The organism is Emcibacteraceae bacterium, assembly GCA_041396985.1.
Lineage (GTDB): Bacteria > Pseudomonadota > Alphaproteobacteria > Sphingomonadales > Emcibacteraceae > Pseudemcibacter.
Genome location: JAWKXO010000003.1, coordinates 529,558 through 551,208, shown reverse-complemented (window position 1 = coordinate 551,208; position 21,651 = coordinate 529,558). Strand labels below are relative to the sequence as shown.

Annotated in this window: 27 protein-coding genes and 1 tRNA gene; 18 read left to right on the top strand and 10 right to left on the bottom strand. The window is 43.9% G+C overall.

Annotated elements, in window-relative coordinates; genetic code table 11:
* The first annotated feature begins 205 nt into the window (after positions 1 to 205).
* The gene (locus R3D86_10765; protein MEZ5758690.1) at positions 206 to 931 is read left to right on the top strand and encodes a haloacid dehalogenase type II; all 726 of its coding nucleotides are present in this window, start codon (positions 206 to 208) and stop codon (positions 929 to 931) included.
* An 80-nt stretch (positions 932 to 1,011) separates the two neighbouring features.
* Positions 1,012 to 1,494 carry an Lrp/AsnC family transcriptional regulator gene (locus R3D86_10760; protein MEZ5758689.1) on the top strand — a complete coding sequence of 161 codons (483 nt, stop codon included), beginning with the start codon at positions 1,012 to 1,014 and terminating at the stop codon, positions 1,492 to 1,494.
* Positions 1,495 to 1,497: 3 nt separating this feature from the next.
* Here the strand turns inward: R3D86_10760 and R3D86_10755 are convergent, their stop codons facing one another.
* The 6 genes from R3D86_10755 to R3D86_10730 all read right to left on the bottom strand — a co-directional run bounded on the left by R3D86_10755 (position 1,498) and on the right by R3D86_10730 (position 6,799).
* Positions 1,498 to 1,908 (bottom strand): biopolymer transporter ExbD, encoded by a 411-nt coding sequence (locus R3D86_10755; GenBank protein ID MEZ5758688.1) that lies wholly within the window; start codon positions 1,906 to 1,908, stop codon positions 1,498 to 1,500.
* Positions 1,908 to 2,555, bottom strand: coding sequence for a MotA/TolQ/ExbB proton channel family protein (locus R3D86_10750; protein MEZ5758687.1), 648 nt, complete (start codon positions 2,553 to 2,555; stop codon positions 1,908 to 1,910). Before R3D86_10750 ends, R3D86_10755 begins: the two co-directional genes overlap by 1 nt.
* The gene (locus tag R3D86_10745) at positions 2,552 to 3,259 is read right to left on the bottom strand and encodes an energy transducer TonB (protein MEZ5758686.1); all 708 of its coding nucleotides are present in this window, start codon (positions 3,257 to 3,259) and stop codon (positions 2,552 to 2,554) included. Before R3D86_10745 ends, R3D86_10750 begins: the two co-directional genes overlap by 4 nt.
* 64 nt (positions 3,260 to 3,323) lie before the next feature.
* Positions 3,324 to 5,417, bottom strand: a complete 2,094-nt coding sequence (locus R3D86_10740; protein ID MEZ5758685.1) for a TonB-dependent copper receptor — start codon at positions 5,415 to 5,417, stop codon at positions 3,324 to 3,326.
* 85 nt (positions 5,418 to 5,502) lie between these two features.
* Positions 5,503 to 5,937 carry a hypothetical protein gene (locus R3D86_10735; protein MEZ5758684.1) on the bottom strand — a complete coding sequence of 145 codons (435 nt, stop codon included), beginning with the start codon at positions 5,935 to 5,937 and terminating at the stop codon, positions 5,503 to 5,505.
* 100 nt (positions 5,938 to 6,037) lie between these two features.
* Positions 6,038 to 6,799 (bottom strand): SIMPL domain-containing protein, encoded by a 762-nt coding sequence (locus R3D86_10730; protein ID MEZ5758683.1) that lies wholly within the window; start codon positions 6,797 to 6,799, stop codon positions 6,038 to 6,040.
* A gap of 219 nt (positions 6,800 to 7,018) precedes the next feature.
* On the opposite strand from R3D86_10730, the gene R3D86_10725 reads away from it, so the two are divergent.
* The 11 genes from R3D86_10725 to R3D86_10675 all read left to right on the top strand — a co-directional run bounded on the left by R3D86_10725 (position 7,019) and on the right by R3D86_10675 (position 14,482).
* On the top strand, positions 7,019 to 7,639 hold the full coding sequence (locus R3D86_10725; GenBank protein ID MEZ5758682.1) for a TetR/AcrR family transcriptional regulator: 621 nt from the start codon (positions 7,019 to 7,021) through the stop codon (positions 7,637 to 7,639).
* A gap of 4 nt (positions 7,640 to 7,643) precedes the next feature.
* Complete coding sequence (locus tag R3D86_10720) at positions 7,644 to 8,048, top strand: SRPBCC family protein (GenBank protein ID MEZ5758681.1); 405 nt, start codon at positions 7,644 to 7,646, stop codon at positions 8,046 to 8,048.
* A gap of 78 nt (positions 8,049 to 8,126) precedes the next feature.
* Positions 8,127 to 8,582, top strand: coding sequence for an SRPBCC family protein (locus R3D86_10715; protein ID MEZ5758680.1), 456 nt, complete (start codon positions 8,127 to 8,129; stop codon positions 8,580 to 8,582).
* A complete protein-coding gene (locus tag R3D86_10710; GenBank protein ID MEZ5758679.1) occupies positions 8,576 to 8,914 on the top strand; it encodes a metalloregulator ArsR/SmtB family transcription factor in 339 nt (112 codons plus the stop codon). The genes R3D86_10715 and R3D86_10710 overlap by 7 nt, the downstream gene beginning before the upstream one ends.
* 2 nt (positions 8,915 to 8,916) lie before the next feature.
* Positions 8,917 to 9,384, top strand: a complete 468-nt coding sequence (locus R3D86_10705; GenBank protein ID MEZ5758678.1) for an SRPBCC family protein — start codon at positions 8,917 to 8,919, stop codon at positions 9,382 to 9,384.
* 94 nt (positions 9,385 to 9,478) lie between these two features.
* Positions 9,479 to 10,024, top strand: a complete 546-nt coding sequence (locus tag R3D86_10700; GenBank protein ID MEZ5758677.1) for a lipocalin family protein — start codon at positions 9,479 to 9,481, stop codon at positions 10,022 to 10,024.
* Positions 10,021 to 10,464, top strand: a complete 444-nt coding sequence (locus tag R3D86_10695) for a pyrimidine dimer DNA glycosylase/endonuclease V (GenBank protein ID MEZ5758676.1) — start codon at positions 10,021 to 10,023, stop codon at positions 10,462 to 10,464. The genes R3D86_10700 and R3D86_10695 overlap by 4 nt, the downstream gene beginning before the upstream one ends.
* A 66-nt stretch (positions 10,465 to 10,530) precedes the next feature.
* Entirely contained in the window at positions 10,531 to 11,898 is a 1,368-nt protein-coding gene (locus R3D86_10690) for an FAD-dependent oxidoreductase (protein MEZ5758675.1), read from the top strand.
* A complete protein-coding gene (locus R3D86_10685) occupies positions 11,898 to 12,722 on the top strand; it encodes a DUF1365 domain-containing protein (protein ID MEZ5758674.1) in 825 nt (274 codons plus the stop codon). The genes R3D86_10690 and R3D86_10685 overlap by 1 nt, the downstream gene beginning before the upstream one ends.
* On the top strand, positions 12,719 to 13,960 hold the full coding sequence (locus R3D86_10680; protein ID MEZ5758673.1) for a cyclopropane-fatty-acyl-phospholipid synthase family protein: 1,242 nt from the start codon (positions 12,719 to 12,721) through the stop codon (positions 13,958 to 13,960). The genes R3D86_10685 and R3D86_10680 overlap by 4 nt, the downstream gene beginning before the upstream one ends.
* Before the next feature lie 3 nt (positions 13,961 to 13,963).
* Positions 13,964 to 14,482 (top strand): DUF3833 domain-containing protein, encoded by a 519-nt coding sequence (locus R3D86_10675; protein ID MEZ5758672.1) that lies wholly within the window; start codon positions 13,964 to 13,966, stop codon positions 14,480 to 14,482.
* Between the two features lie 47 nt (positions 14,483 to 14,529).
* On the opposite strand, the gene R3D86_10670 is transcribed toward R3D86_10675, so the two are convergent.
* The 3 genes from R3D86_10670 to R3D86_10660 form a co-directional block, all read right to left on the bottom strand.
* A complete protein-coding gene (locus tag R3D86_10670) occupies positions 14,530 to 15,297 on the bottom strand; it encodes an SDR family NAD(P)-dependent oxidoreductase (protein MEZ5758671.1) in 768 nt (255 codons plus the stop codon).
* A gap of 87 nt (positions 15,298 to 15,384) precedes the next feature.
* Positions 15,385 to 16,032, bottom strand: coding sequence for a ChrR family anti-sigma-E factor (locus R3D86_10665; protein MEZ5758670.1), 648 nt, complete (start codon positions 16,030 to 16,032; stop codon positions 15,385 to 15,387).
* Complete coding sequence (locus tag R3D86_10660) at positions 16,029 to 16,637, bottom strand: sigma-70 family RNA polymerase sigma factor (GenBank protein ID MEZ5758669.1); 609 nt, start codon at positions 16,635 to 16,637, stop codon at positions 16,029 to 16,031. The genes R3D86_10665 and R3D86_10660 overlap by 4 nt, the downstream gene beginning before the upstream one ends.
* Positions 16,638 to 16,922: 285 nt before the next feature.
* Here R3D86_10660 and R3D86_10655 point away from each other — a divergent pair, with 285 nt between their 5' ends.
* Positions 16,923 to 18,803 carry a PAS domain-containing methyl-accepting chemotaxis protein gene (locus R3D86_10655; protein MEZ5758668.1) on the top strand — a complete coding sequence of 627 codons (1,881 nt, stop codon included), beginning with the start codon at positions 16,923 to 16,925 and terminating at the stop codon, positions 18,801 to 18,803.
* 125 nt (positions 18,804 to 18,928) lie between these two features.
* On the opposite strand, the gene R3D86_10650 is transcribed toward R3D86_10655, so the two are convergent.
* Positions 18,929 to 19,003 (bottom strand) — tRNA-Thr (locus R3D86_10650).
* A 153-nt stretch (positions 19,004 to 19,156) separates the two neighbouring features.
* On the opposite strand from R3D86_10650, the gene R3D86_10645 reads away from it, so the two are divergent.
* Genes R3D86_10645 through R3D86_10630 form a run of 4 tightly spaced genes read left to right on the top strand, consistent with a single transcriptional unit; the run spans position 19,157 to position 21,643 of the window.
* Positions 19,157 to 19,300 (top strand): hypothetical protein, encoded by a 144-nt coding sequence (locus R3D86_10645; GenBank protein MEZ5758667.1) that lies wholly within the window; start codon positions 19,157 to 19,159, stop codon positions 19,298 to 19,300.
* Entirely contained in the window at positions 19,300 to 19,854 is a 555-nt protein-coding gene (gene dcd, locus R3D86_10640; GenBank protein MEZ5758666.1) for a dCTP deaminase, read from the top strand. Before R3D86_10645 ends, dcd begins: the two co-directional genes overlap by 1 nt.
* 24 nt (positions 19,855 to 19,878) lie before the next feature.
* Positions 19,879 to 21,177, top strand: a complete 1,299-nt coding sequence (murA, locus tag R3D86_10635) for a UDP-N-acetylglucosamine 1-carboxyvinyltransferase (GenBank protein ID MEZ5758665.1) — start codon at positions 19,879 to 19,881, stop codon at positions 21,175 to 21,177.
* Positions 21,178 to 21,187: 10 nt separating this feature from the next.
* A complete protein-coding gene (locus R3D86_10630) occupies positions 21,188 to 21,643 on the top strand; it encodes a DUF2948 family protein (GenBank protein ID MEZ5758664.1) in 456 nt (151 codons plus the stop codon).
* Positions 21,644 to 21,651 lie beyond the last annotated feature (8 nt).

Here is a 21,651-nt window from a genome sequence, read left to right as displayed (position 1 = left end):
AATGATGTGCCACAAAATAACAACGCAGGCAACTTAACTTGCCGGATAATGTTTTGGAATTTTATGCCATAAATCAAATATATTGGACAGAATATTTGCTTCCCCCGATTTTGTTTGGCACAAAAAATTTAAAAAATTGTGGGATAACTTTCACATAGTGTAACAGTATAAAAGCTAAAACGTTGTTGAAAAAAGGATATGACCAATGAAATTAACAGATTTCAAAGCCCTGACATTTGATTGCTACGGTACATTAATAGACTGGGAAAGCGGCATGATTGAAGCGCTGAGGCCGTTAACCAATAAGGTTGACAGGGATTTAAGCCGTGATGAAATTCTGGCCGCCCATGGTAAACTTGAACACGCACAGCAAATCTATACACCCGGGCGGCGCTATAATGAAATCCTCTCCACCGTTTATAAACGCCTTGCCGAACAATGGGGGGTGACCGTGAGTTGGGAAGAATGCCGAACATACGGACAGTCCATTAAAAACTGGCCCGCATTCGCCGATACGCCCGGCGCGTTACAGTATCTGAAAAAATATTATAAGCTGGTGATCTTAAGTAATGTTGATCATGAAAGCTTCCAGCATAGCAATCAAAAACTACAAGTGGACTTTGATGCCATCTATACGGCAGAAGATATTGGCTCCTATAAACCGGAACAGCGTAATTTTGACTATATGCTTGAAAATCTGAAATCGCTCGGCATTGCCAAAGGCGATATTTTGCACACGGCAGAAAGCCTGTTTCATGATCATGTCACGGCCAACAAACTGGATCTTGCCAATTGTCATATCCACCGACGTCATCAGGAAGGTGGCTTTGGCGCCACTGCAAGCGTTGAAGAATTGCCGAAATGTGATTTTCGGTTTACCAGCATGGCCGAACTTGTAAAAGCCCATCAGGAAGAACTTCGAAGCCAATAGTCCCGTCGCTTTCGCTTTGCGTTGTCGCAATGATGAGGTATGTTCATTTTCAATTTTTGGAATATCAGGAAAATTGATAGATGGCCGAAATTAAGCTCGATCGTATTGACATTAAAATTCTGGCCGAACTGCAAAAAAACGGCCGCATTACCAATGTTATATTGTCCGATAAGGTTGGATTATCGCCAAGCCCCTGTCTTAAAAGGGTAAAACGGCTTGAACAGGCCGGATATGTATCAGGTTACGGTGCATTCATCAACCTGGCAAAACTGGGGAGCAGCGTTACTGTCTTTACACAGTTTACCCTGAGCCAGCATCATCAGTATGATTTTGATACATTTGAGCGACTTCTTTCAAATTGTGCCGAGGTAACCGAATGCCATATGATCAGCGGCGGATTTGATTATCTGGTAAAATTTACCGTTAAAAGCATTGAACACTATCAGGATGTAATTGATAGCCTGCTTAAGGATAAGAAAATGGTGAAAGAATATTTCAGCTATATTGTGATCAGATCACCCATTAAAAGCCGCTCTATTGCCCTTGAGAAAATATATTCTTAAAAATCATTCCGGCTCGGTAATAAAACCAATATTCTTAAGACCATATTTCTGGGCAAGCGATAAAAACCTGCTCACCCTGCCATAGGGAACATTGATATCTGCCCTGAGGTGAATTGCACTTCCTTTATCACTGTCCGAAAGCAGTTGCAGACGTTGCGCAAGTTTGACTTCTGTCATTGCCACATCATTCCAATAATAAATTCCATGTTGGGAAATTGTTATTTCAATCGGGTTTTCATCGGCAATTTGCGTTGCTGCTTCATTGGGAAGTTCGACTTTAATCGCCTGGGTCAGCATCGGGGCCGTGACCATAAAAATCACCAGTAATACAAGCATTACGTCCACAAGCGGCGTTGTATTAATTTCCGCCATTGGGGCGGCATAGTCATCATCATCAAAACCATTTAAGGCCATTATTTTTCTCCCGCCTGCTCAAGATAAAGGGTCAGTTGCTCACAAATATGCCTTAGCTGCTGCACCAAAACCCTGTTGCGCCGGAGAAAATAATTATAAGCAATATAGGCCGGAATTGCCGTGAAGAGCCCAACGGCTGTCGCAATGAGTGCTTCCCCCATCGGCCCGGCGATGACATTGAGAGAGGCATTCCCCATGGATGAAATATCCGTCAGTGTTCCGTAAATGCCCCAGACGGTCCCGAACAACCCTATAAAAGGGGCTGAACTGCCGATGGACGCAAGGATTGTCAGTCCCTCGTCCAGTCGTACCCGGCTTTCATCAAGATTTTGGGACAAATGAAGCGTAAGCAGCTTCTGTCTTTGTTCAGGGCTTTTATCCTTCAGCTGCGGTTTTAATTGATAAGCTTCGTTTAACAGACGGCTTATGCTGCCCTTTCCTTCATATTCTCTGCCGGTCATCTTTGTCGGCCAGTCCGATGACGTCGCATATTGCATCTTAAAGGAATTTAAATGTCCATTTTCAGTTCTGACCATCTGGATTTTTGAAAAAATTATATACCAACTGGCCACTGACATAACGATCAGCAGAAAAAAAGTTGCGATTAAAATCGGGTCTCCATGTTCAAATATGTATGCTATATTCATTGTTTTCTCTTTATCTGGAATGTTATCGGGATTTCCACATTGGCCTTAACGGGCTCATTGCCACGTTTTGCCGGCAGAAAACGCCATTTACGAACGGTATTGATTGCCGCCTGATCAAGCAGTTGATAACCGCTTGATTTAACAACCTGAATGTCGCCGGGGTGACCGTTCATCTCAACCTCGACATTTAGAAGCACTGTGCCCTGCTGCCGGCGCAGGCGGGCTATTCTTGGATAGCTTGGCGGAGGATTATTCAGGTATGCTGCTGCAACCGGTTCGCTGATGGCGGAAAGTTCTTCTGTGGCTTCACTGTCAGCAATTCCCGTTGTCAAAGGGTGTGGTGGATTAAGGTTTTCAGTCACAGGATGCTCAACCGCCGCTTCTTCCTTAGGTTCCTGATCTGACGTATTCGGATTTTCTTTTGCAAGCGTATCTTTTTCCTTTAAAACCAGCGCTTTTTCCTGCAGGGCATTTTCCGGAACATCTATTTCCGCCAATGTATCAGGCAGTGATTGCTTATTTTCCACATTTTCAATAACGGCTGCCTGTTCCGGCACTGAGGGCTTAACCAGACTGACCTTTATGGTCTGACTTGGCAAAACCGTCACCGGTTTATCCGTTTCCATGATCACGGCAGCGATCAGAACATGCACCATTGCGGCGCAGATCAGCGGAATGATTTTCAATTTACTCAAATGCAGCATTTTAAAATTCCGGCACAAATGGAGGGAACGGCAGTTTTTAAATCCGTTCCCTCACTTCTTAAAATCAGAAGGTCATTTTCACCTGCAGATAAAAGGATCTGCCAGCTTCATTAACCCTGATTTCCGTCGGATCAGACACATTTGAACGGTTCAAATGGTTGGCATAAGTCTGATCAAACAAGTTGCTGACGCCAACGGTCACGGTCAGCGGATCAATCGGTGTAATGGTCGCTTTTAAATCTACGACAGCATAACCGCTGGTTTGACCGACATCACGCCCAGTTCCGGTGAGCGGATTGGTATCAACCCGTGTCTGCTTCAGTGCCCAGCGTAAATTGGCCCCCAGCTCAACAAATTCATGGGCCTGCCAGTTTAGACCGAACGATCCCTGCAGTGGCGGAATTTGAGCCAATGGCATATCATCATCAAGATTTTCACCATATGTATAGGTCGCATCACCATTGAACCGTACTGTTTGTGAAATGGCCCAGTTTGCTTCAACCTCGAACCCGGCAAGCAGGGCATCAATATTACGGTAAACATCCGCATTTGGCGCAGTCACAAGAATACCGGCCTGTCCACGGGCAGAATCACGCAGGATATAATCAGAAACACGGTTCAGATAACCACTGACACTGAAATCCCATTCATTGGTCTCTGCCTTTAATCCGACATCAAACTGATGATGTTTTTCCGGGGCCAGTTCCGGGTTGCCAACCCAGGATAAATTGTTCCCCATCATTACCATAAAGTTGGCAAGGCCCCGCTCGGTAGCGTCAGCGGTTCTGATGGCACGGCTGACCCCGGCAAAAACGGTTAGGGTGTTATCAATGTCATGTTCGTACCTAATAAGACCGCCAAAATTATTTTCGGTTTTCTCACGGGCACCAACCCCATAAAACTGCATGTAAATATCATTGGCACTCAGTCCGGTAACCATTGATGCCTGATTGGCGCGACCATAGCTAACATTGACATGGTCATATCGGCCCCCAACCGTTAAACGGTCATCCACTGAAAGGGTATAGGTGGTTTCTGCCGCCAAACCAATTTCACTGGCCGTGATATCCGGCCACATTACAGACTGTAACATACTGACATTATTCGCCATCATGCCCTGATAGCGGTTGGCGTCACGGTTATTATGACGAAAATCGACCGATGTTTTCAATATCTGCTCACCAATGGCAAAATCGGTTTTCAAGTTTCCTCCGTATGTGTCAGATTCAGAAGTAACCCTGCTTAACATGGCACCGGCCGGTCTTAAACTGTAATTATCCATGATATGATCTGCCATCGACAGATAGGCGCTCGCATCAATCCTGCGCACTACACCGTCATCAAATTCCCGTTCAAATCCGCTACGGACAGTCTGGACCTTTGACAGTGGACTATCCATCCCCGCGCCGGGAAACAGGGCATCATCAATCTGATGAATATCGTATCCGACATAAAAATGGTTTTCACCTGGGGTAAAGCCAAAGGTTACGCCGCCTGAACGCTCTTTGAACGAGCTTCTGACGTCCTTTCCCTGACCATCCTTGTAATTACCGGCTTCTTTAATGGATCCATTACCACGGGCATAAAGATTTTCATTACCGCCGATCAGGTTCGCACCGGAATGCCATGTGTCCCCATTGGTTTCATAACCACCATTAAGGCTCCCGCTGATAGAGGTCTCCGCTGTCAGTTCCGGGGCATGACGTTCCAGCACAACACTGCCGCCGGTGGCGCCGGGGCCGTTCAGGACTGACTGATAGCCTTTGGTGACAATAATTTCATCAAATGAATTAATATCAAGATAAGAAGACGGTGGGTCCATCCGGTTCGGGCATCCGCCATAGATAAATGCATTATCAGCAATAATATTTAACTGGTTCTGCGACTGACCACGAATAATCGGCTCAACCCCGTGACCGCCAAAGCGGCTGGCAGTGACGCCGGGAATGGATTGAAGAAAATCGCCCCCGTCATCATAATTATAGGATGGTGTTGAAATTTCCGGGTAATAGGATTTCCCGGTTGCTGATGACGCTGCCTCAGTCTCCACAGTGACTTCACCAAGTCTTGTTGTTTTTTGTGTCTCCTGCGCAAATGACGCATTTGCCAGAGACGTGCCGGCGCATAAAACGCCCAATAGAAATTTTGAACTATGCATAATAATAGCCTTACTAAATATAAGTATATAAATATAAATATGGGTCGGACACACCACGGGGGTGTCCCGACAATGTAAATAGAGGTCAGGCTATATAAGGCGGGGCACGGGTCAGAAAACCGTGGCCGGTAAACTGATCAATCGCGGTAAAATCGGAAATATAGTGGGGGATATGTTCAATCTCAGGCTGTAAATCGAACACCAGTTCCAGTACGGGCAAAGTTGTTTTCGCGCTGTTTGCCGAAACATAACAGAGAGCACATTTATATTGGGAATGTTCGGGAACCTTTTCCTTGCCATCCAGCAAATTATCCCAGCTAACCCATTTAAAACCGCTCGGGGTACAGATCAGTACCTTTTCCCCAAACATGGAAGTCATTTCACCGGATTGCGACTGGCTGGCTTCGGCAGCAACGGCCTGCTGAACATTATAAATGGCAAAAAACGGCATGATCACGTTCATCAGGAACGCGGTAATTGTTAATAAAGATAAATATCTGATTCTATCGCCCGTTTTCATGACGCCAGTTTATATGGCTTCTAAAAACAAATAACAATAAAAACCGAACCTATCCTCTATAAATTTAATCCGTATTTATATGGGGTTAAAATTTAATGCCTTAATTTTTCTCAAAGAAAAAATCGATTGTGGAAACTACCCGGACTTTCTTAAAGCGCTGGTTTTGTTCGGATGCAAAATTAACCGGATCGCGTGGTAAAATCTGGAACACACCCTGACGCGCTGATTTAATCCGGCCAATATTCTGCCCGGAAACCATTGCAAATTGTTCTGCACTTTCACGGGCATTTCTCACGGCTTCAGCGAGCATGTCCGGTTTTATGTCATTAAGTCGGGTAAACATATAGCTTGGTTGCATGGAATTGGTCAGGCTGACACCTTTACTGATCAGCTGCCCCAGTCCGCTTAAAGCACTATCCATTTTATCCATATCGGACGTTCTGACCGTAATCATCTGGGTGATGATATAACGGCCCCGCTCAACCCCGTCCGGACGATAAGCCTGCGCCAGCAAATCCTGTGCCTGTAAGGGCTGGATACTGATTTCCGCGTCCTTAAAACCGGCAATTTTAAGATAGGCGAGAATGATATTCTGATGATCTTCTATTGATCTCTGAAGTGCTGCCAAATCATTTGAGGTGCCGCTGTGACTGAGCGACCAGATCGCCAGATCAGCTTCCACATCCCGTTCGGCCAGCCCCTTCATACTGACAACACGATCTTCCTTGCGAAAGGTCATAAGCCCTTCCTTAACAAACCATCCGGCACCAGTTATCCCCAGGGCGATTAATACCCCAACAATCAGGAATATCCCTCTGGCCGCTTCCCTGTTCTTTTCATTCTGCTTATTTTCGTCTGTCAAATTCATTCTCTTTTATTGCCAATTTAAATGAAAACCCAAAAATTCAATTTTTACTGATCACACTTTGCCTGTCTATGAATCTTTAATCACTGTTTATGTATATTTTAAGGCACGGGAAAATTTGTATCGGAATTTAAAAAGCAAATTCATTATTGACACCATACCAATTAGTCGGTATATAACATACCAATTGGTATGGAAAAGAATCGCCGGACTAAAATGACAATACAAACGCAACATCAATCCAAAACAAAATTGCTTAGTGCAGCTCAAAATATCATCCGCGCCAAAGGATATACGGCAACAACAGTTGACGATATCTGTCAGGAAGCCGGGGTCACCAAAGGCAGTTTCTTTCATCATTTTAAAAGCAAAGATGAACTGGCACTCGAAGCAGCAACGCAATGGGGCAAAATGACAGAAGGCTTTTTCGAAGAAGCCCCCTACAATCAATATGAAGATCCAGTGGATCGGCTTATCGGTTATGTGAATTTCCGCATCGCCATTATGGAGGGTGAAATCAGGGAATATACCTGTCTTTTCGGAACACTTGTCCAGGAAACTTATGATACCCACCCCGATATCAGAACGGTATGCGATAGCGGCATGTCCGCCCATATTGCAACATTGATGAAGGATATTGAAGAAGCCAGAATTCTGTATACACCGAATGCCGCGTGGAGCATTGAAAGTCTTGGATATTTTATTCAATCCACCTTGCAGGGGGCATTCATTTTTGCAAAAGCGAAGAAAGATGCTGAATTAGCCAAAGAAAGTCTGGTGCATTTACGACAATATCTTGAGCTTTTATTTAAGAAACCCAAAAATCAGAAGGACTAAAAAAATGAAAATTACCGTTGAAACGACAGTAAAAGCCCCAATAGAACAAGTGTGGCGTGCCTGGACAACTCCTGATGATATTGTCCAATGGAACGCCGCGTCTGATGACTGGCATACAACAAAAGCCACAGTTGATTTAAAGGTCGGCGGGGCTTTCAGTTCACGGATGGAAGCCAAGGACGGCAGTTTTGGCTTTGATTTTGCCGGTGAATATACAAAAATTATCCCTCATAAACTGATTGAATTTTCATTTGGCGACCGGCAGGCGACTGTGGAATTTACGGAAACGGATAATGTCGTAATAGTACGGGAAACATTTGATCCTGAAGATCAAAACCCTATTGAAATGCAGCGTGATGGCTGGCAGGCAATTCTGAATAATTTTGCCCGACATGTTGAAAATCTTTAGTGGTAAATAAATTGCGCAACAAAATAGTTGCATTTTAAAAATTGTCTGATACTTTATATGCAACTGAGGAGTTGCATTATGAAAAACAGCATTGAAAAAAATATTACCCTGAAAGTTCCCCTTGAAAAAGTCTGGCATGCGTTGACGGATCATGAAGAATTCGGAACCTGGTTCCGTGTGAAGCTTGATGGTCCGTTTAAGGCGGGAAAAAAGGCAACAGGCAAACTGACCTACCCGGGGTATGAGCATCTAAACTGGGAAGTAATGGTCAAGGAAATTGAGCCGAAGAGCAGATTTTCATTCACCTGGCATCCTTATGCCGTTGACCCCGATCATGATTATTCGGATGAGGTGCCAACCCTGGTCGAATTTAATTTAAAGGAAGTGGATGGGGGTACATTCCTTTCAGTGACCGAATCCGGTTTTGAAACATTGCCGCAAAACCGCTATTCCGACGCCATCCGCATGAACGAAGGCGGCTGGGAAGCACAGATGACCAATATTCAGATTCATGTTGAGCAGTCCCAATGCTGAATCATGAAATAGAGGTCGATACCCAAAAATTCGCACAGATTTTTGCCGCATTGGGTGACCCGACCCGGCTGATGCTTGTGGAAAAGCTTGGCGACGGCAGGCCCAAATCCATCAACACACTGTCATCGAATTTCAATCTGACCCGTCAAGCAATTACAAAACACCTTCATGTGCTTGAAGAGGTCGGCATTGTCAGGTCGGAGCGTCTGGGGCGGGAAAACCGCTTCTCCATGAAAGCGGACGCAATTGAAACGGCCCGTGAATTTCTGGATAAAATCGGTAAACAGTGGGATGACGCTCTCGACCGCTTAAAATTACATGTAGAGGAATAAAAATGCTGATTGAGAATATGCCCGATGTCGAAACAGCCATGCTGATCAGACGACCCGTAGAAGACGTATTTAATGCTTTTATTGATCCGGCTATAACCACAAAATTCTGGTTCACAAAAAGCAGTGGCAAACTGGACCCCGGAAAAAACATTAAATGGACATGGGATATGTATAATTTTTCAGTCGATGTCCGGGTTCAGGAAATTGAAACAAACAAACGGATTCTGGTTGAATGGGGGCATTATAAGGAAGCCACCCTGATTGAATGGATTTTTATACCACGACTTGATGATACCACTTTTGTGACCATTAAAAATTCGGGCTTTAAAGGAACGGGCGATGAAATAATCCGACAGACCCTCGATTCAACGGAAGGGTTCAGCCTGTTGCTTGCCGGTGCCAAAGCGCTTCTTGAACATAATATATTGCTTAATCTTGTCCCTGATCGTTTCCCCGAAGGGTATAATTGACAAGCAATATTTTAAAATTAAATAACACAATTCCTGATCCAATTTTTCTGTTTCCCGTATAAAGACCAAAAATGAAAAACAGAAAGTGGTTTCAGTGAAAAATTTATGCCTTTTGTTGGGAGCTCTGGGATTATCCGCCTGCGCATCAGGACAGTCGAAATTTTCCAAGCTGGAAACGGTGCCAAAAGTTGATTTGCAGAAATATGTCGGCGAATGGCACGAAATTGCGCGCATTGATCACTGGTTCCAGAAAGGATGCGTTGATAGTAAAGCGACATATTCCCTTCGGGAAGATGGCGATATTGATGTGCTTAATGAATGCAGGCTGGGCCCTAAAAACGGCAAGATAAAGAAAGCTACCGGTCGTGCCTGGATTGTTGACAGTGATACAAATGCAAAACTGAAAGTTCAGTTTTTCCTAAAATCATTGAAATTATCGTTTCTGGCCGGTGATTACTGGATCATTGCCCTGGATAACAACTATCAATATGCCATGATTGGCGAAGAAAGACGCAAATATTTATGGATTTTAAGCCGTGAGAAAAATTTACCCAAAACCACATTGAATGACCTTGTCGCCAGGGCGAAGCGAGAAGGCTTCCCAACCCATAAATTACTCTTTGACGGAGAAAGAGAATGAGAATCTGGTCATTGCACCCAAAATATCTTGATAGTAAGGGGCTGGTAGCGCTTTGGCGGGAAACACTTCTGGCCCAGAAAGTTCTGGACGGAAAGACAAAGGGCTATAAAAACCATCCCCAGCTAAATCGCTTTAAAGCGGCAACCACCCCGATCTCCTATATAAGCAGTTATCTTCATTCAGTCTGCGACGAAGCTGACCGTCGTGGTTATAATTTTGACCGCAGCAAAATTCTGATGCCACAGGATAATTCCCTCCCCCCAATCACCGTCACCACAGGCCAGGTCAAATATGAATGGCAGCATTTATTAAATAAACTTATCGTACGCGACCCCAAGCTTTATGAAGAATATAAAGACAGACTGACCCCTGCCCTTGCCCCGCAATTTCATCAAATTGACGGTGATATTGAAGACTGGGAAATAATTTTTGAAAATTGAGCAATTCGTAAATCCAATTTGGATCTTAATTCGTAATAAGAATATGACCAAATAAGGAAAGCAATTATGCGCAACGAAAACAGATTAAAAATCGCCATAATAGGCTCAGGCATTGCTGGCCTTGGTGCCGCCTGGCTGCTTTCAAAAGCGCATGATGTAACCGTTTATGAAGCTGATGATCATTATGGCGGGCATGCCAATACGGTCTCGGCCATTACCGCCGATGGCATTGTTCCGGTGGATACCGGTTTTATTGTCTGCAATAACAGAAATTATCCAAATTTTCTGGAACTGCTTAAATTACTCAAGATCAATCCTTATCCCACAGAAATGTCATTTGGTGTAAGCCTTGATAATGGCAATTTTGAATATGCCGGAAGCCAGAATTTATCCACACTATTCGCCCAAAAAAGAAATTTTCTTCGCCCCCGCTTCTGGAAAATGGTCAGTTCAATTTTACGGTTTTATGACGAAAGTTTTAAATTAATCCCGGCTGAAGCTGAAAATATTACGCTTCGTGAATATCTGGAACAGAACAAATATGATAGCTCATTTTTAAGCGATCATATTTTACCGATGGCCGCTGCGGTCTGGTCGACGCCATCCAGTAAAGTTGGTGACTTCCCCCTCACCAGCTTTTTAAGATTTTGTAAAAATCATGGATTGCTTCAAATTAAAGACCGGCCGCAGTGGTCCACGATTACTGGCGGCAGTCAGCAATATGTGAAAGCATTAATCGGGCAAAGTGATGCAAGGTTTTTTAAAAACACCCCAGTTGAGGGGGTAAGACGCTTCATTGATGGTGTTTGGGTCACACCCGCAGGATCGGACAGTGAGAAATATGATCGTATCATTATCGCAACACATGCCAATACGGCCCTTAAACTTTTAAAAGATGCCGATCCGCTTGAAAAATCGATCCTTGGTGCCTTTAAATATGCAAAAAACCTGGCTGTGCTTCATAGTGACACCCGCTTTATGCCCAAACGTACAAAGGTCTGGTCAAGCTGGAATTATAGTCAGAAAAGCAGCGATAGCGATAACCAGCTGTCTGTTACCTACTGGATGAATAAATTGCAGCCATTAAAAACACAAACGCCGCTTTTTGTGACTTTAAATCCGCAATTTGACCCCAAACCGGAGCTCATTCATTACCGGAAAGAGTATGATCATCCGATTTTTGACTTATCGACCTTAAGGGCTCAAAAAGACTTAATAAACATAATGGGGCATCGCAACATTTGGTATGCCGGTGCTCATTTCGGATATGGTTTTCATGAGGATGGATTGCAAAGTGGGCTTTTCGCCGCAGAACAACTGGGCGATGTAAAACGCCCGTGGACCGTTCCTCAAATGAACGGACGGATCATTGCGCTGCAGGAAAAAAATGAAACCGCACCCGAAGCCAATAACAACAAAGAAAAGGCCGCCTGATGACAAAAGACTGCCTTTATATCGGAACCGTATTCCATAAACGTTTTGCGCCGAAAACACACGAGCTTCGTTATAATGTCTTCACCTTTTATGCCGACCTTGATCATCTGGCATCTATTGCGGAGAATAACCGTTTATTTTCATTAAATAAATTTAATCTCGTGAGTTTTCATGAAGCGGATTATGGTGACCCGGAGACATCAAATTCTGCGAGTCTAAAAGAAAGATTATTATCCCTTTTAAGCGCAAACGGCATTGATGCTTCAAAGGTGAAATCAATAAAAATTCTTACCTATCCGCGTATATTGGGATTTGTTTTTAACCCGCTCAGTGTTTTTTACTGTTACGGCGAAAATGACTTGAATATTGCCATTATTTACGAAGTGCGAAACACTTTTGCCGAGCGCCATAATTACATTTATGCCGTTCCCGAAAAAGGGACTTTTAAAGAAACACATTTCGCAAAAAAATCTTTCCATGTCAGCCCGTTTTTTGATCAGCAGGGCTATTATGAATTTTCAATAACCCCGCCGGACGAAAAAGCCTCAGTAACAATTAATTATAAACAGGCGGAAATTACCAGGCTGACTGCATGCTTTTCCGGCAGACGGCAGAAAATCACCGACAAAACGCTTTTACTCCTGGGCATTAAAATGCCTTTTATGACGCTGAAAGTAATGGGTGGAATACTTTATGAAGCCCTTAAACTTAAGCTTAAGGGCATAAAGGTTTATCAGCATCTGGGGCATCACAGCTATCAGTCATCCGAAGCATTGTTAATCGCCAAAAAGCAAAAAAATAAAGCAAAAAGGGCTGCCAAATGAAAAATACTGACGTTCTAAAAAACAAACGTGATGAACATTTACATTTTCAGACGCCAAATGCACCTGCTGGATATTTTACAAAAATAGTTCATTCCCGTATAAAAAAAGCGCGATATGGACGAATTGAAGTAACACTCCCCAATAAGCAATCCATTATTCATTTGGGAAAATATCCGGGCCATAATGTCTCAATAGACTTTAAAAGCTGGAAAAGCCTGGTGCAGTATATGCTTTCCGGGCAGCTTGCCTTTGTTGATGCCTTTATAAATGGGCAGATACAGATCAGTAACCTTTATGCCCTTTGCAACTGGTTTCTTGATAATGAAAAATATTTCCCAAAAAAGCAGAATAGTTTTCTTTCTGATTTGATGAACCGTTTTTTACATCTGGTTCTGAATGATAATAATCGTGAAGGATCGAGGAAAAATATTTCCTTTCATTATGACCTGGGCAATGATTTTTATAAAAAATGGCTGGATCAAACCATGACTTATTCGGCCGGTATTTTTAATGATACTTCTGATCTAAAAACTTCCCAGATCGCAAAATATGACCGGATTATAGATCAGCTTGAATTATCATCAGGGGATAATGTCCTTGAAGTAGGCTGTGGCTGGGGCGGCTTTGCCGAACAGGCCATTTCAAATCATGATATTAAATACCGCGGCATCACAATTTCAAAGGAGCAACTGGATTATGCGAACAAGCGACTTGCAAAAATTTCTTCGCATAAAGATCTTTTCGCATTTGAAGATTACCGCGATACTGCCGGAAAATTTGATAAAATAGTTTCAATCGAAATGTTTGAAGCCGTTGGTGAAAAGCACTGGCACAGTTATTTTGAAACGATAAGAAACCGTCTTAAATCGACTGGCAAAGCGGTCATACAGGTTATTACAATTGATCATGACCGTTATTTAAAATACCGCAATAGTGTGGATTTCATCCAGAAATATATTTTCCCCGGTGGGATGCTCCCCAGCAATCAGGTTTTTGCTGAGAACACTGAAAAAGCCGGATTGAAAATTGTTGATGAATTTTCTTTTGGTCAGGATTACGCACTGACCTTACGCCACTGGAAAGATAATTTTTTGCATAACTGGCCGGAGATTGAAAAACAGGGATTTGATCAGCGCTTTTACCGGTTATGGCTCTATTATCTGGATTATTGTATCACCGCGTTCGAGCGGGGAACAATTGATGTCATGCATTATAGCATCGAACATGAACATGCTTAAAAAATGAATTTATTTAATCTTTTTATAAAACTAGTAAAAGGACGAAGTTGTATGGACTTAAGTGATTATAGTAGTAATTTGCCGGAATTTATTCTGGAGGATTATTTTAACGGTAAAACTGTCGCCTATGGTGTTTTTGAAAATTGTACAGGTAAAGTTATAAGCCAGTTTAAAGTCAATATTACCGGATCTGTTGATAAGGGTGTTCTAACACTCGATGAAGATTTCATCTATAATAATGGTAAGATTGACAAGCGGCACTGGACGATCAAAATTCTTCCCGATGGTTATTATGAAGGAACCACCAATGGCGTGATTGGTACTGCAAATGGAAGAAGATCAGGAAACGCATTTAATTGGACCTATATTTTTGATTTGCCGGTGGGTAATACAAGCTACAAACTGAAATTTGATGACTGGATGTTCCTGCAGGAAGATGGCGTCATGATTAACAGGGCATATGTAACTAAATGGGGCTTGAACTTCGGCAGTGTCACGCTTTCATTTTATAAGGAAAAATAGACTTATCCATTAAATAATAATCTCCCTCCAAAAAAATGTTGGCCCATTTACCGGGCCTTTTTGTTATTGGTTATTCTATTCATCATCCAGAAAAACAATGAATAGGGCAGAATGCGAAGAAGCTTTAAATAAAAAAGAAAAGGATTGGGAAAACATATATCAAATTTGGTCCCCGATAAACCATCAAGCGTCCGGACTGCGGCGTCATCCGCGCTCATAAGCTGTGGCATTTTAAAATTATTCTTATCGGTCAGACGGGTTTTAATAAAGCCGGGATTTACCAGCCGGAGATCAAACCCGGAGCTATCCAGTTCGACTTTCATGCTTTCAATCAGGTTAATAACCGCCGCCTTGGATGACCCATAGCCAATCCCGCCCGGAAGCCCCCGCCAGCCGCTTGGTGATGTAATGGTAGCAATCGTCACCTGTTTTTCTGACCTTTTATGTGGCAGCAGAGCCGACAACATATTCACAATGCCCAAAAAATTCACAGTCATCATATTTGAAATTTCCGAGGCATTAAAATTTTCCACCCCCATAGGGGAATAGATAGCCGCATTTAAGATAATAAGATCAGGCAGTCCATTATTGGCTTCAAGTACAGTGGACAAAACATGAGCGCAGGCATCCGGGTCTGTTACATCAAGCGGATAAGGGATTATGGACGGGTTTTCTTCTTTTAATGCCTCTAAAGCTTCAGTGTTTCGGGCGGAAACATATGTTAAAACTTCATTTGAGGCTAATTTCCTGACCAGTGCAGCACCAAGACCTGTGCTGCCGCCGACGACCCAGGCACTTTTCCATTTTCTTTTCATAAATTACCTTGCCATTTACGTTCATAGCTCACAGTCTATTTTACGAAAAAAAGCCGCTTTCGGATCAAATTTAAACTGTCGTACTTATTATAGTCCAATAAAGGGCTGCGCCAGACGCCCAAGGAAGCTGTGGATTTTAATCGGGGCTTCCGTCACAACCAGACAGATGCAATCCTCGCCCGGATCAATAAGCGGCGTATGATTTTTTTTCTCATCATCAGCAATTTCCAAGAGACCCGGACCATATTGCTCATTACCAACATGATAGCTTCCCTGCAGAACAAGGGTAAGTTCAAGCCCCCTATGATCATGGGACGGGATTTTTGCCCCACCCTTTGCCTTAAGGAGCCAGAGACGCTCATCATTGGGGCCTGTCCATAAGCGAACCTGTGACAGGCCGGGACCCATCATCCGCCAGTTTAACTGATCCAGTGATTTATGGTTTAAATAATCCGCCAGCGGAAATGGCAACCCATTATCATTTGACGGCTGCATCGCTTTCGTTGGCAGATCATCAATTTTACTGATTATATCATCAAACATATGGCTTGAAACTTTCGCCGGCGGGCGGCTTTCCATTAGCATGGCCCCAATATTTTCCGCATCTATCAGTTTTTGCTGAAGGTCTGGATGAAAATGACAGTGCGTTGCAACCACCAGCGCATGGGCTTCACTTAATGCGCCTGATGCATAGGACACAATCCATTCATCAGGAATAATGCCGTGGGTTTTCATCGATAGTCTCCTAATTCTTCTCTTAACGTCTGAAACGCCATTCTGATCCTTGATTTCACGGTACCGAGCGGCAGGTTGGTTGCCGCGGCTATCTGTGAATGTGATAATTCCTTAAAATATGAAAGCTCAATGACTTTTCTCTGTTCATCATTAAGCACAGACATTGCCATTTCTATGCGGCCCCTGTCCTGTGTCTCTTTAATATTCTGATCAGTTTTTTCCGGCGCAATCATCGATGCAATATGATCATCCGCATTAACCTCCGGATATTTTTGCTGACGGACCTTGTCGATATATTTGTTTCTGGCCACGCGAAAAAGCCAAGTCGATATTTTTGCCTTTTCCGGGTCAAATTTATCGGCCTTCTGCCAAAGGGTAATCATGACGTCTTGGGTCAGGTCCTCGGCCTTTTGGTCGGAGATGTTAAAATTAAGCAGATAACTTTTGATGCGTGGGGCAAAATAGTCAAATAGCTGATGAAAGGCGTGCCTGTCTTTGTTACGCGCGACAAGTATTACAAGTTGCTCATGGCTATAGTCGGAATAAGCCGATGGTTCATCCATTTTGCTGCCTTTATCAAGATTTCTGAATTGACTATCAGACATCGGCACCGGTGCCGTCAAGCAAAAGGCATCTCTTTCCCTAATACAAATATGGTGTCCTGCATTTATCATGGCCTTTATACGGATAAGCTATAGCCATCGGATCAATTATTTATAAATTTTTCAGATCATAACAGATATGAAATTTTAATTTCTAAGTCAGACACTTTCACTTAAATTTATTTAATATATTTAATTAATCGAAAATTAAGAGTTAGATAGTACACTCCCAAGTAGATCAATTTTTATGGAAATGTAATTTTTTGATGAAAACTCGGGGGTAATTAAATGAATATCTACGCAACGATCAAAAATATTGGACTTAATAATCAATCGACCAATGAAACAAAGTCCATACAAAAAGCGCTTAACAAATCGCAAGCGGTTATCTCCTTTGACAGCGAAGGCATCATCCTTGACGCCAATGAAAATTTCCTTGAAACGCTTGGCTATTCGTTCACAGAAATAATCGGGAAACATCACAGTATGTTTTTGGATAAAAGCTATGCCGAAAGCGAAGATTATAAAAATTTCTGGCACTCATTAAAAAATGGCGAGTTCAAATCAGCGGAATTTAAAAGAATTGCAAAAGACGGGCATGAGGTCTGGATACAGGCAACCTATAACCCGATTGTCAACGATAAGGGTGATGTCTATAAGGTTGTCAAATTTGCAACGGATATCACCGCCCAGAAACTGGAAATGGCCGATTATGAAGGTCAGATTAAAGCCATAAACAAATCGCTTGCCGTTATTTCCTTTAACCTTGACGGGACAATACTTGACGCCAATGATAATTTCCTGAAAACCGTCGGCTATGATCGAAGCGAGGTTGTCGGCAATCATCACAGAATGTTTGTTGATCCGGCCTATAGTAAATCTGATGACTATAAAGCGTTCTGGAATTCCCTTGCCAGCGGTGAATTTCAGGCAGCTGAATTTATGCGACTTGCAAAAGGCGGAAAAGAAATATGGATACAGGCATCCTATAATCCGATATTTGACCCAAGTGGCAGGCCATTTAAAGTCGTCAAATATGCCACCGACATCACTGCGCAAAAAATAAAAAATGCGGACTATTCCGGACAGATTGACGCCATCAATAAATCACAGGCGGTCATTTCATTTAATCTCGATGGAACAATCATTGATGCCAATAATAATTTCCTAAAAACACTTGGTTATGATCGGGGTGAGGTTATCGGAAAACACCACAGTATATTTGTTGACGAAACGTTTAGACAAAGCGATGACTATAAAATGCTGTGGCAATCGCTTAATAATGGTGAATTCCAGTCCGGCGAATATAAAAGAATTGCAAAAGACGGTCACGAGGTCTGGATACAGGCATCCTATAACCCCATATTTGACCCGAGCGGCAAGCCGTTTAAAGTTGTCAAATATGCATCCGATGTCACCAGACAGACTTTGGCAAGACTGAATGCAGAAAAAATCAACACTCTTATGGATGAAAAAATCAGCAGCTTACTGTCCTCTATTAATGATGCCAATGAACAAACGGGCACGGCCGCTCAATCTTCAACCGAAACCCTGCAGATGATCCAGTCTGTTTCCGCCGCAACGGAACAGTTCCGTGCCGCTGCCGATGAAATTGCCCAGAGTATGGAAGGGTCCCGGATTGAGGTTTCCGATGCCATTAATGAAGCCAATAAAGCCGACATATCAACTGAAAAATTAAGCAATGCCGCCCTATCCATGAATAATATTGTCTCCGCCATTCAGGAAATTGCCAACCAGATTAACCTTCTGGCCCTCAATGCAACAATTGAATCCGCACGGGCGGGTAATGCGGGTAAGGGGTTCGCTGTTGTCGCTTCGGAAGTAAAATCCCTTGCCAGCCAGGTGGCAGATGCAACTGTCAATATTTCCTCTGAAATCAGCAATATGCAGACAGTTTCAAACGAGGTGATCGACCAATTGTCAAATATTAAAAAATCCGTCCATCAGGTGGAAAACAGCGTTACAACTGTTTCCAGCGCGGTCGAGGAACAAACCGCAACGGCCAAGGAAATGACCCAGAGTATCCAGACAACCGTTGAAGAGGTACAGAAAATTGACGAAAGCCTGATTTCAATTTCTTCGTCTGTCAAAAATGCCAATAGTTCAACCGAAGAAGTATCACATTTATATAAAAGTTTGCAAAACTAATTCCCCCTCGTGATGTATTTTTCATCACAGACCAAACTGCAGTCTAAGTCTCTATTCCTCAGACTTAGACTGTTTTTTTAGAGTACTGGAAATTGCATAGCATTGCAGATTAAAATGCTAGAAAATGGTGCCGCTAGAGAGAATCGGACTCTCGGCCTCACCCTTACCAAGGGTGCGCTCTACCACTGAGCTATAGCGGCGATGGGTAGAATTTGGCTATAAAAGCCTTTAATTGGCGCGGAACATGCCACAATGCCCGCCATCCTGCAAGTCAATTTAAGGAATTAATTGCGATTATTTTCTTATCCCCTTAAAAAGGTCATAATGTTGAATAAATTAACTTGCAAAACGAGATGACAAAAAATACTCAAGACACCAAATCGGAAATCAGAAAAGACAAGCAGGACCGCCTGGCCGAGGCGCTCAGGGATAACCTGAAGAGACGAAAAACACAGGCGCGAAAAATAACGAAAATGACAGACAAGGAAGATAAATAATGGCAATAATGTCAGATAAATGGATAAGGGAAAAAGCAAATAACCACGGCATGATTGAACCGTTTGAGGACCGTCAGAAACGAAACGGCGTTATTTCATATGGTTTGTCATCCTATGGCTATGACGCACGGGTATCGAACGAATTTAAAATCTTTACCGATGTTGATTCCGTGACTGTGGACCCTAAAAAATTTGACAGCAACAGCTTTGTTGACCGCCCGGGCGATGTCTGTATCATTCCGCCAAATTCATTCGCGCTGGCCCGTACCGTTGAATATTTCCGCATACCGGAAAATGTGCTGGTGATCTGTCTGGGTAAATCGACCTATGCCCGCTGCGGCATCATTGTTAATGTCACGCCGCTTGAGCCGGGCTGGGAAGGCCATGTGACACTGGAATTTTCAAACACTACACCGCTTCCAGCGAAAATTTATGCCAACGAAGGGGCCTGTCAGTTCCTGTTTTTTGAAGGAAACGAGCCCTGCGAAGTGCCTTATAACAGCCGCAACGGAAAATATATGGGCCAGACCGGCGTTACACTGCCAAAGCTATAAAATTAAAAAATATAGGAATTTTTATTGGATAGAATTGCAATAACCGGCGGTTTCCGCCTTGAGGGAGAGCTTCCGATCAGCGGGGCCAAAAATGCGGCGCTGCCGCTTATGTGTGCAAGTCTTCTGACCGGGGAGACATTAAAACTTTCCAACATTCCCCATCTTGCCGATATCAAAACACTCAAAATGCTGCTTGAGGGACACGGAGTAAAAACTGAAGTGGTTAATGAAGGCCTTATGCTTGGACAGGGCCAGACCATCAGCTTCACCACCGAATGTATCACCAGCACCACCGCGCCTTACGATATTGTGCGAAAAATGCGGGCCAGTATACTGGTGCTCGGGCCGCTTCTGGCTAGGGTGGGTGAGGCAACCGTATCCCTGCCCGGCGGATGCGCCATAGGCAACCGGCCCATTGATCTTCATCTTAAGGGATTTGAAGAAATGGGCGCAACCATAGAGCTGGAAGAAGGATATGTCCGTGCCGTCGCCCCGGGCGGGCGGCTTAAAGGCGGCACCGTGCTTTTCCCGACCGTATCGGTCGGCGCCACTGAAAACATTCTGATGGCGGCAACACTGGCAGCAGGCACCACCACAATTGAAAATGCGGCGCGGGAGCCGGAAATTACCGACCTTGCCAACTGTCTTAACGCCATGGGCGCAAAAATAAGTGGCATTGGCACTCGCACCATTACCGTGGAAGGGGTTGACCAGCTTCATGGCACCGAATATTCGGTTATGCCCGACCGGATCGAAGCAGGGAGCTACGCAGTCGCCGCCGCCATGACAAGGGGCGAACTGGAGCTTAAAGGTGAAAATCTGCTCGACGCTATGAGGGGATCGGTCGGCGTGCTCAAACAGGCGGGACTGGAGTTCACCGAAACTGGGGGTGGCGTGATAGTAAAACTGGGACGCGATAATATTCGCGGCATTAATGTGACCACCCAGCCCTACCCCGGTTTTCCCACAGATATGCAGGCACAGGTCATGGCAATGATGACACTTTGTGACGGGGCATCAGTGATTAATGAAACCATCTTCGAAAACCGTTTCATGCATGTACCGGAACTGACCCGGATGGGCGCGGATATTACCGTACATGGCTCAACCGCCACCGTGCGTGGGGTTGATCATCTGCTGGGGGCCCCGGTTATGGCAACCGACCTTCGGGCGTCCATGTCACTGATCCTGGCCGGGCTTGTCGCGGACAGGCAAACTTTTGTCAACCGTGTTTATCATCTTGATCGCGGCTATGAACGTCTGGTAGAAAAGCTCAGTGCCGTTGGCGCAAAAATAGTCCGTGACGCCAATTTGGGGATTTAAAGGGAACTTTATGGCAAAAGGCTTGAGATTAAAAGCGCAGGATAAAGAGGACCTGACCATCCTATCCGCTTATCTTCAGGATGCGGTGACTGTGGTTGCCGATTTCAGCTATTCCCCGAAAAGCCGGATCTTTGCATTAATGCTTAATCGCTATGTCTGGGAGGATAAGATTGGAAAAGATGATAAGGCCTGCCACCGCATCCGCACTGGCTGTCATTTTTCTGATATTTTAAGTGTTACCAGCCAGAATATCCCTCAGGAGGATAAAAAACATGTGCTCGAACTTCTGGCGATTGAAACCCTGCCGCTTGAGAATGGGAATATTGCCATTGACCTGATTTTTGCCGCGGATGCGGTCATTCGGCTTGAAGCGGAAGTGATCGAAGCGCAGATGAAAGATATCGGTGCACCCTATCCCGCAACCTGCCATCCAAAGCATAAAGTCATTGAAGGCCTGAGCGAGTAATTTTTCTC

Coding starts and splice junctions, on each gene's coding strand:
- R3D86_10765 (MEZ5758690.1), top strand. CDS start 206: ATGAAATTAACAGATTTCAAAGCCCTGACATTTGATTGCTACGGTACA.
- R3D86_10760 (MEZ5758689.1), top strand. CDS start 1,012: ATGGCCGAAATTAAGCTCGATCGTATTGACATTAAAATTCTGGCCGAA.
- R3D86_10755 (MEZ5758688.1), bottom strand. CDS start 1,908: ATGGCCTTAAATGGTTTTGATGATGATGACTATGCCGCCCCAATGGCG.
- R3D86_10750 (MEZ5758687.1), bottom strand. CDS start 2,555: ATGAATATAGCATACATATTTGAACATGGAGACCCGATTTTAATCGCA.
- R3D86_10745 (MEZ5758686.1), bottom strand. CDS start 3,259: ATGCTGCATTTGAGTAAATTGAAAATCATTCCGCTGATCTGCGCCGCA.
- R3D86_10740 (MEZ5758685.1), bottom strand. CDS start 5,417: ATGCATAGTTCAAAATTTCTATTGGGCGTTTTATGCGCCGGCACGTCT.
- R3D86_10735 (MEZ5758684.1), bottom strand. CDS start 5,937: ATGAAAACGGGCGATAGAATCAGATATTTATCTTTATTAACAATTACC.
- R3D86_10725 (MEZ5758682.1), top strand. CDS start 7,019: ATGACAATACAAACGCAACATCAATCCAAAACAAAATTGCTTAGTGCA.
- R3D86_10720 (MEZ5758681.1), top strand. CDS start 7,644: ATGAAAATTACCGTTGAAACGACAGTAAAAGCCCCAATAGAACAAGTG.
- R3D86_10715 (MEZ5758680.1), top strand. CDS start 8,127: ATGAAAAACAGCATTGAAAAAAATATTACCCTGAAAGTTCCCCTTGAA.
- R3D86_10710 (MEZ5758679.1), top strand. CDS start 8,576: ATGCTGAATCATGAAATAGAGGTCGATACCCAAAAATTCGCACAGATT.
- R3D86_10705 (MEZ5758678.1), top strand. CDS start 8,917: ATGCTGATTGAGAATATGCCCGATGTCGAAACAGCCATGCTGATCAGA.
- R3D86_10695 (MEZ5758676.1), top strand. CDS start 10,021: ATGAGAATCTGGTCATTGCACCCAAAATATCTTGATAGTAAGGGGCTG.
- R3D86_10690 (MEZ5758675.1), top strand. CDS start 10,531: ATGCGCAACGAAAACAGATTAAAAATCGCCATAATAGGCTCAGGCATT.
- R3D86_10685 (MEZ5758674.1), top strand. CDS start 11,898: ATGACAAAAGACTGCCTTTATATCGGAACCGTATTCCATAAACGTTTT.
- R3D86_10680 (MEZ5758673.1), top strand. CDS start 12,719: ATGAAAAATACTGACGTTCTAAAAAACAAACGTGATGAACATTTACAT.
- R3D86_10675 (MEZ5758672.1), top strand. CDS start 13,964: ATGAATTTATTTAATCTTTTTATAAAACTAGTAAAAGGACGAAGTTGT.
- R3D86_10670 (MEZ5758671.1), bottom strand. CDS start 15,297: ATGAAAAGAAAATGGAAAAGTGCCTGGGTCGTCGGCGGCAGCACAGGT.
- R3D86_10665 (MEZ5758670.1), bottom strand. CDS start 16,032: ATGAAAACCCACGGCATTATTCCTGATGAATGGATTGTGTCCTATGCA.
- R3D86_10660 (MEZ5758669.1), bottom strand. CDS start 16,637: ATGTCTGATAGTCAATTCAGAAATCTTGATAAAGGCAGCAAAATGGAT.
- R3D86_10655 (MEZ5758668.1), top strand. CDS start 16,923: ATGAATATCTACGCAACGATCAAAAATATTGGACTTAATAATCAATCG.
- R3D86_10645 (MEZ5758667.1), top strand. CDS start 19,157: ATGACAAAAAATACTCAAGACACCAAATCGGAAATCAGAAAAGACAAG.
- dcd (MEZ5758666.1), top strand. CDS start 19,300: ATGGCAATAATGTCAGATAAATGGATAAGGGAAAAAGCAAATAACCAC.
- R3D86_10630 (MEZ5758664.1), top strand. CDS start 21,188: ATGGCAAAAGGCTTGAGATTAAAAGCGCAGGATAAAGAGGACCTGACC.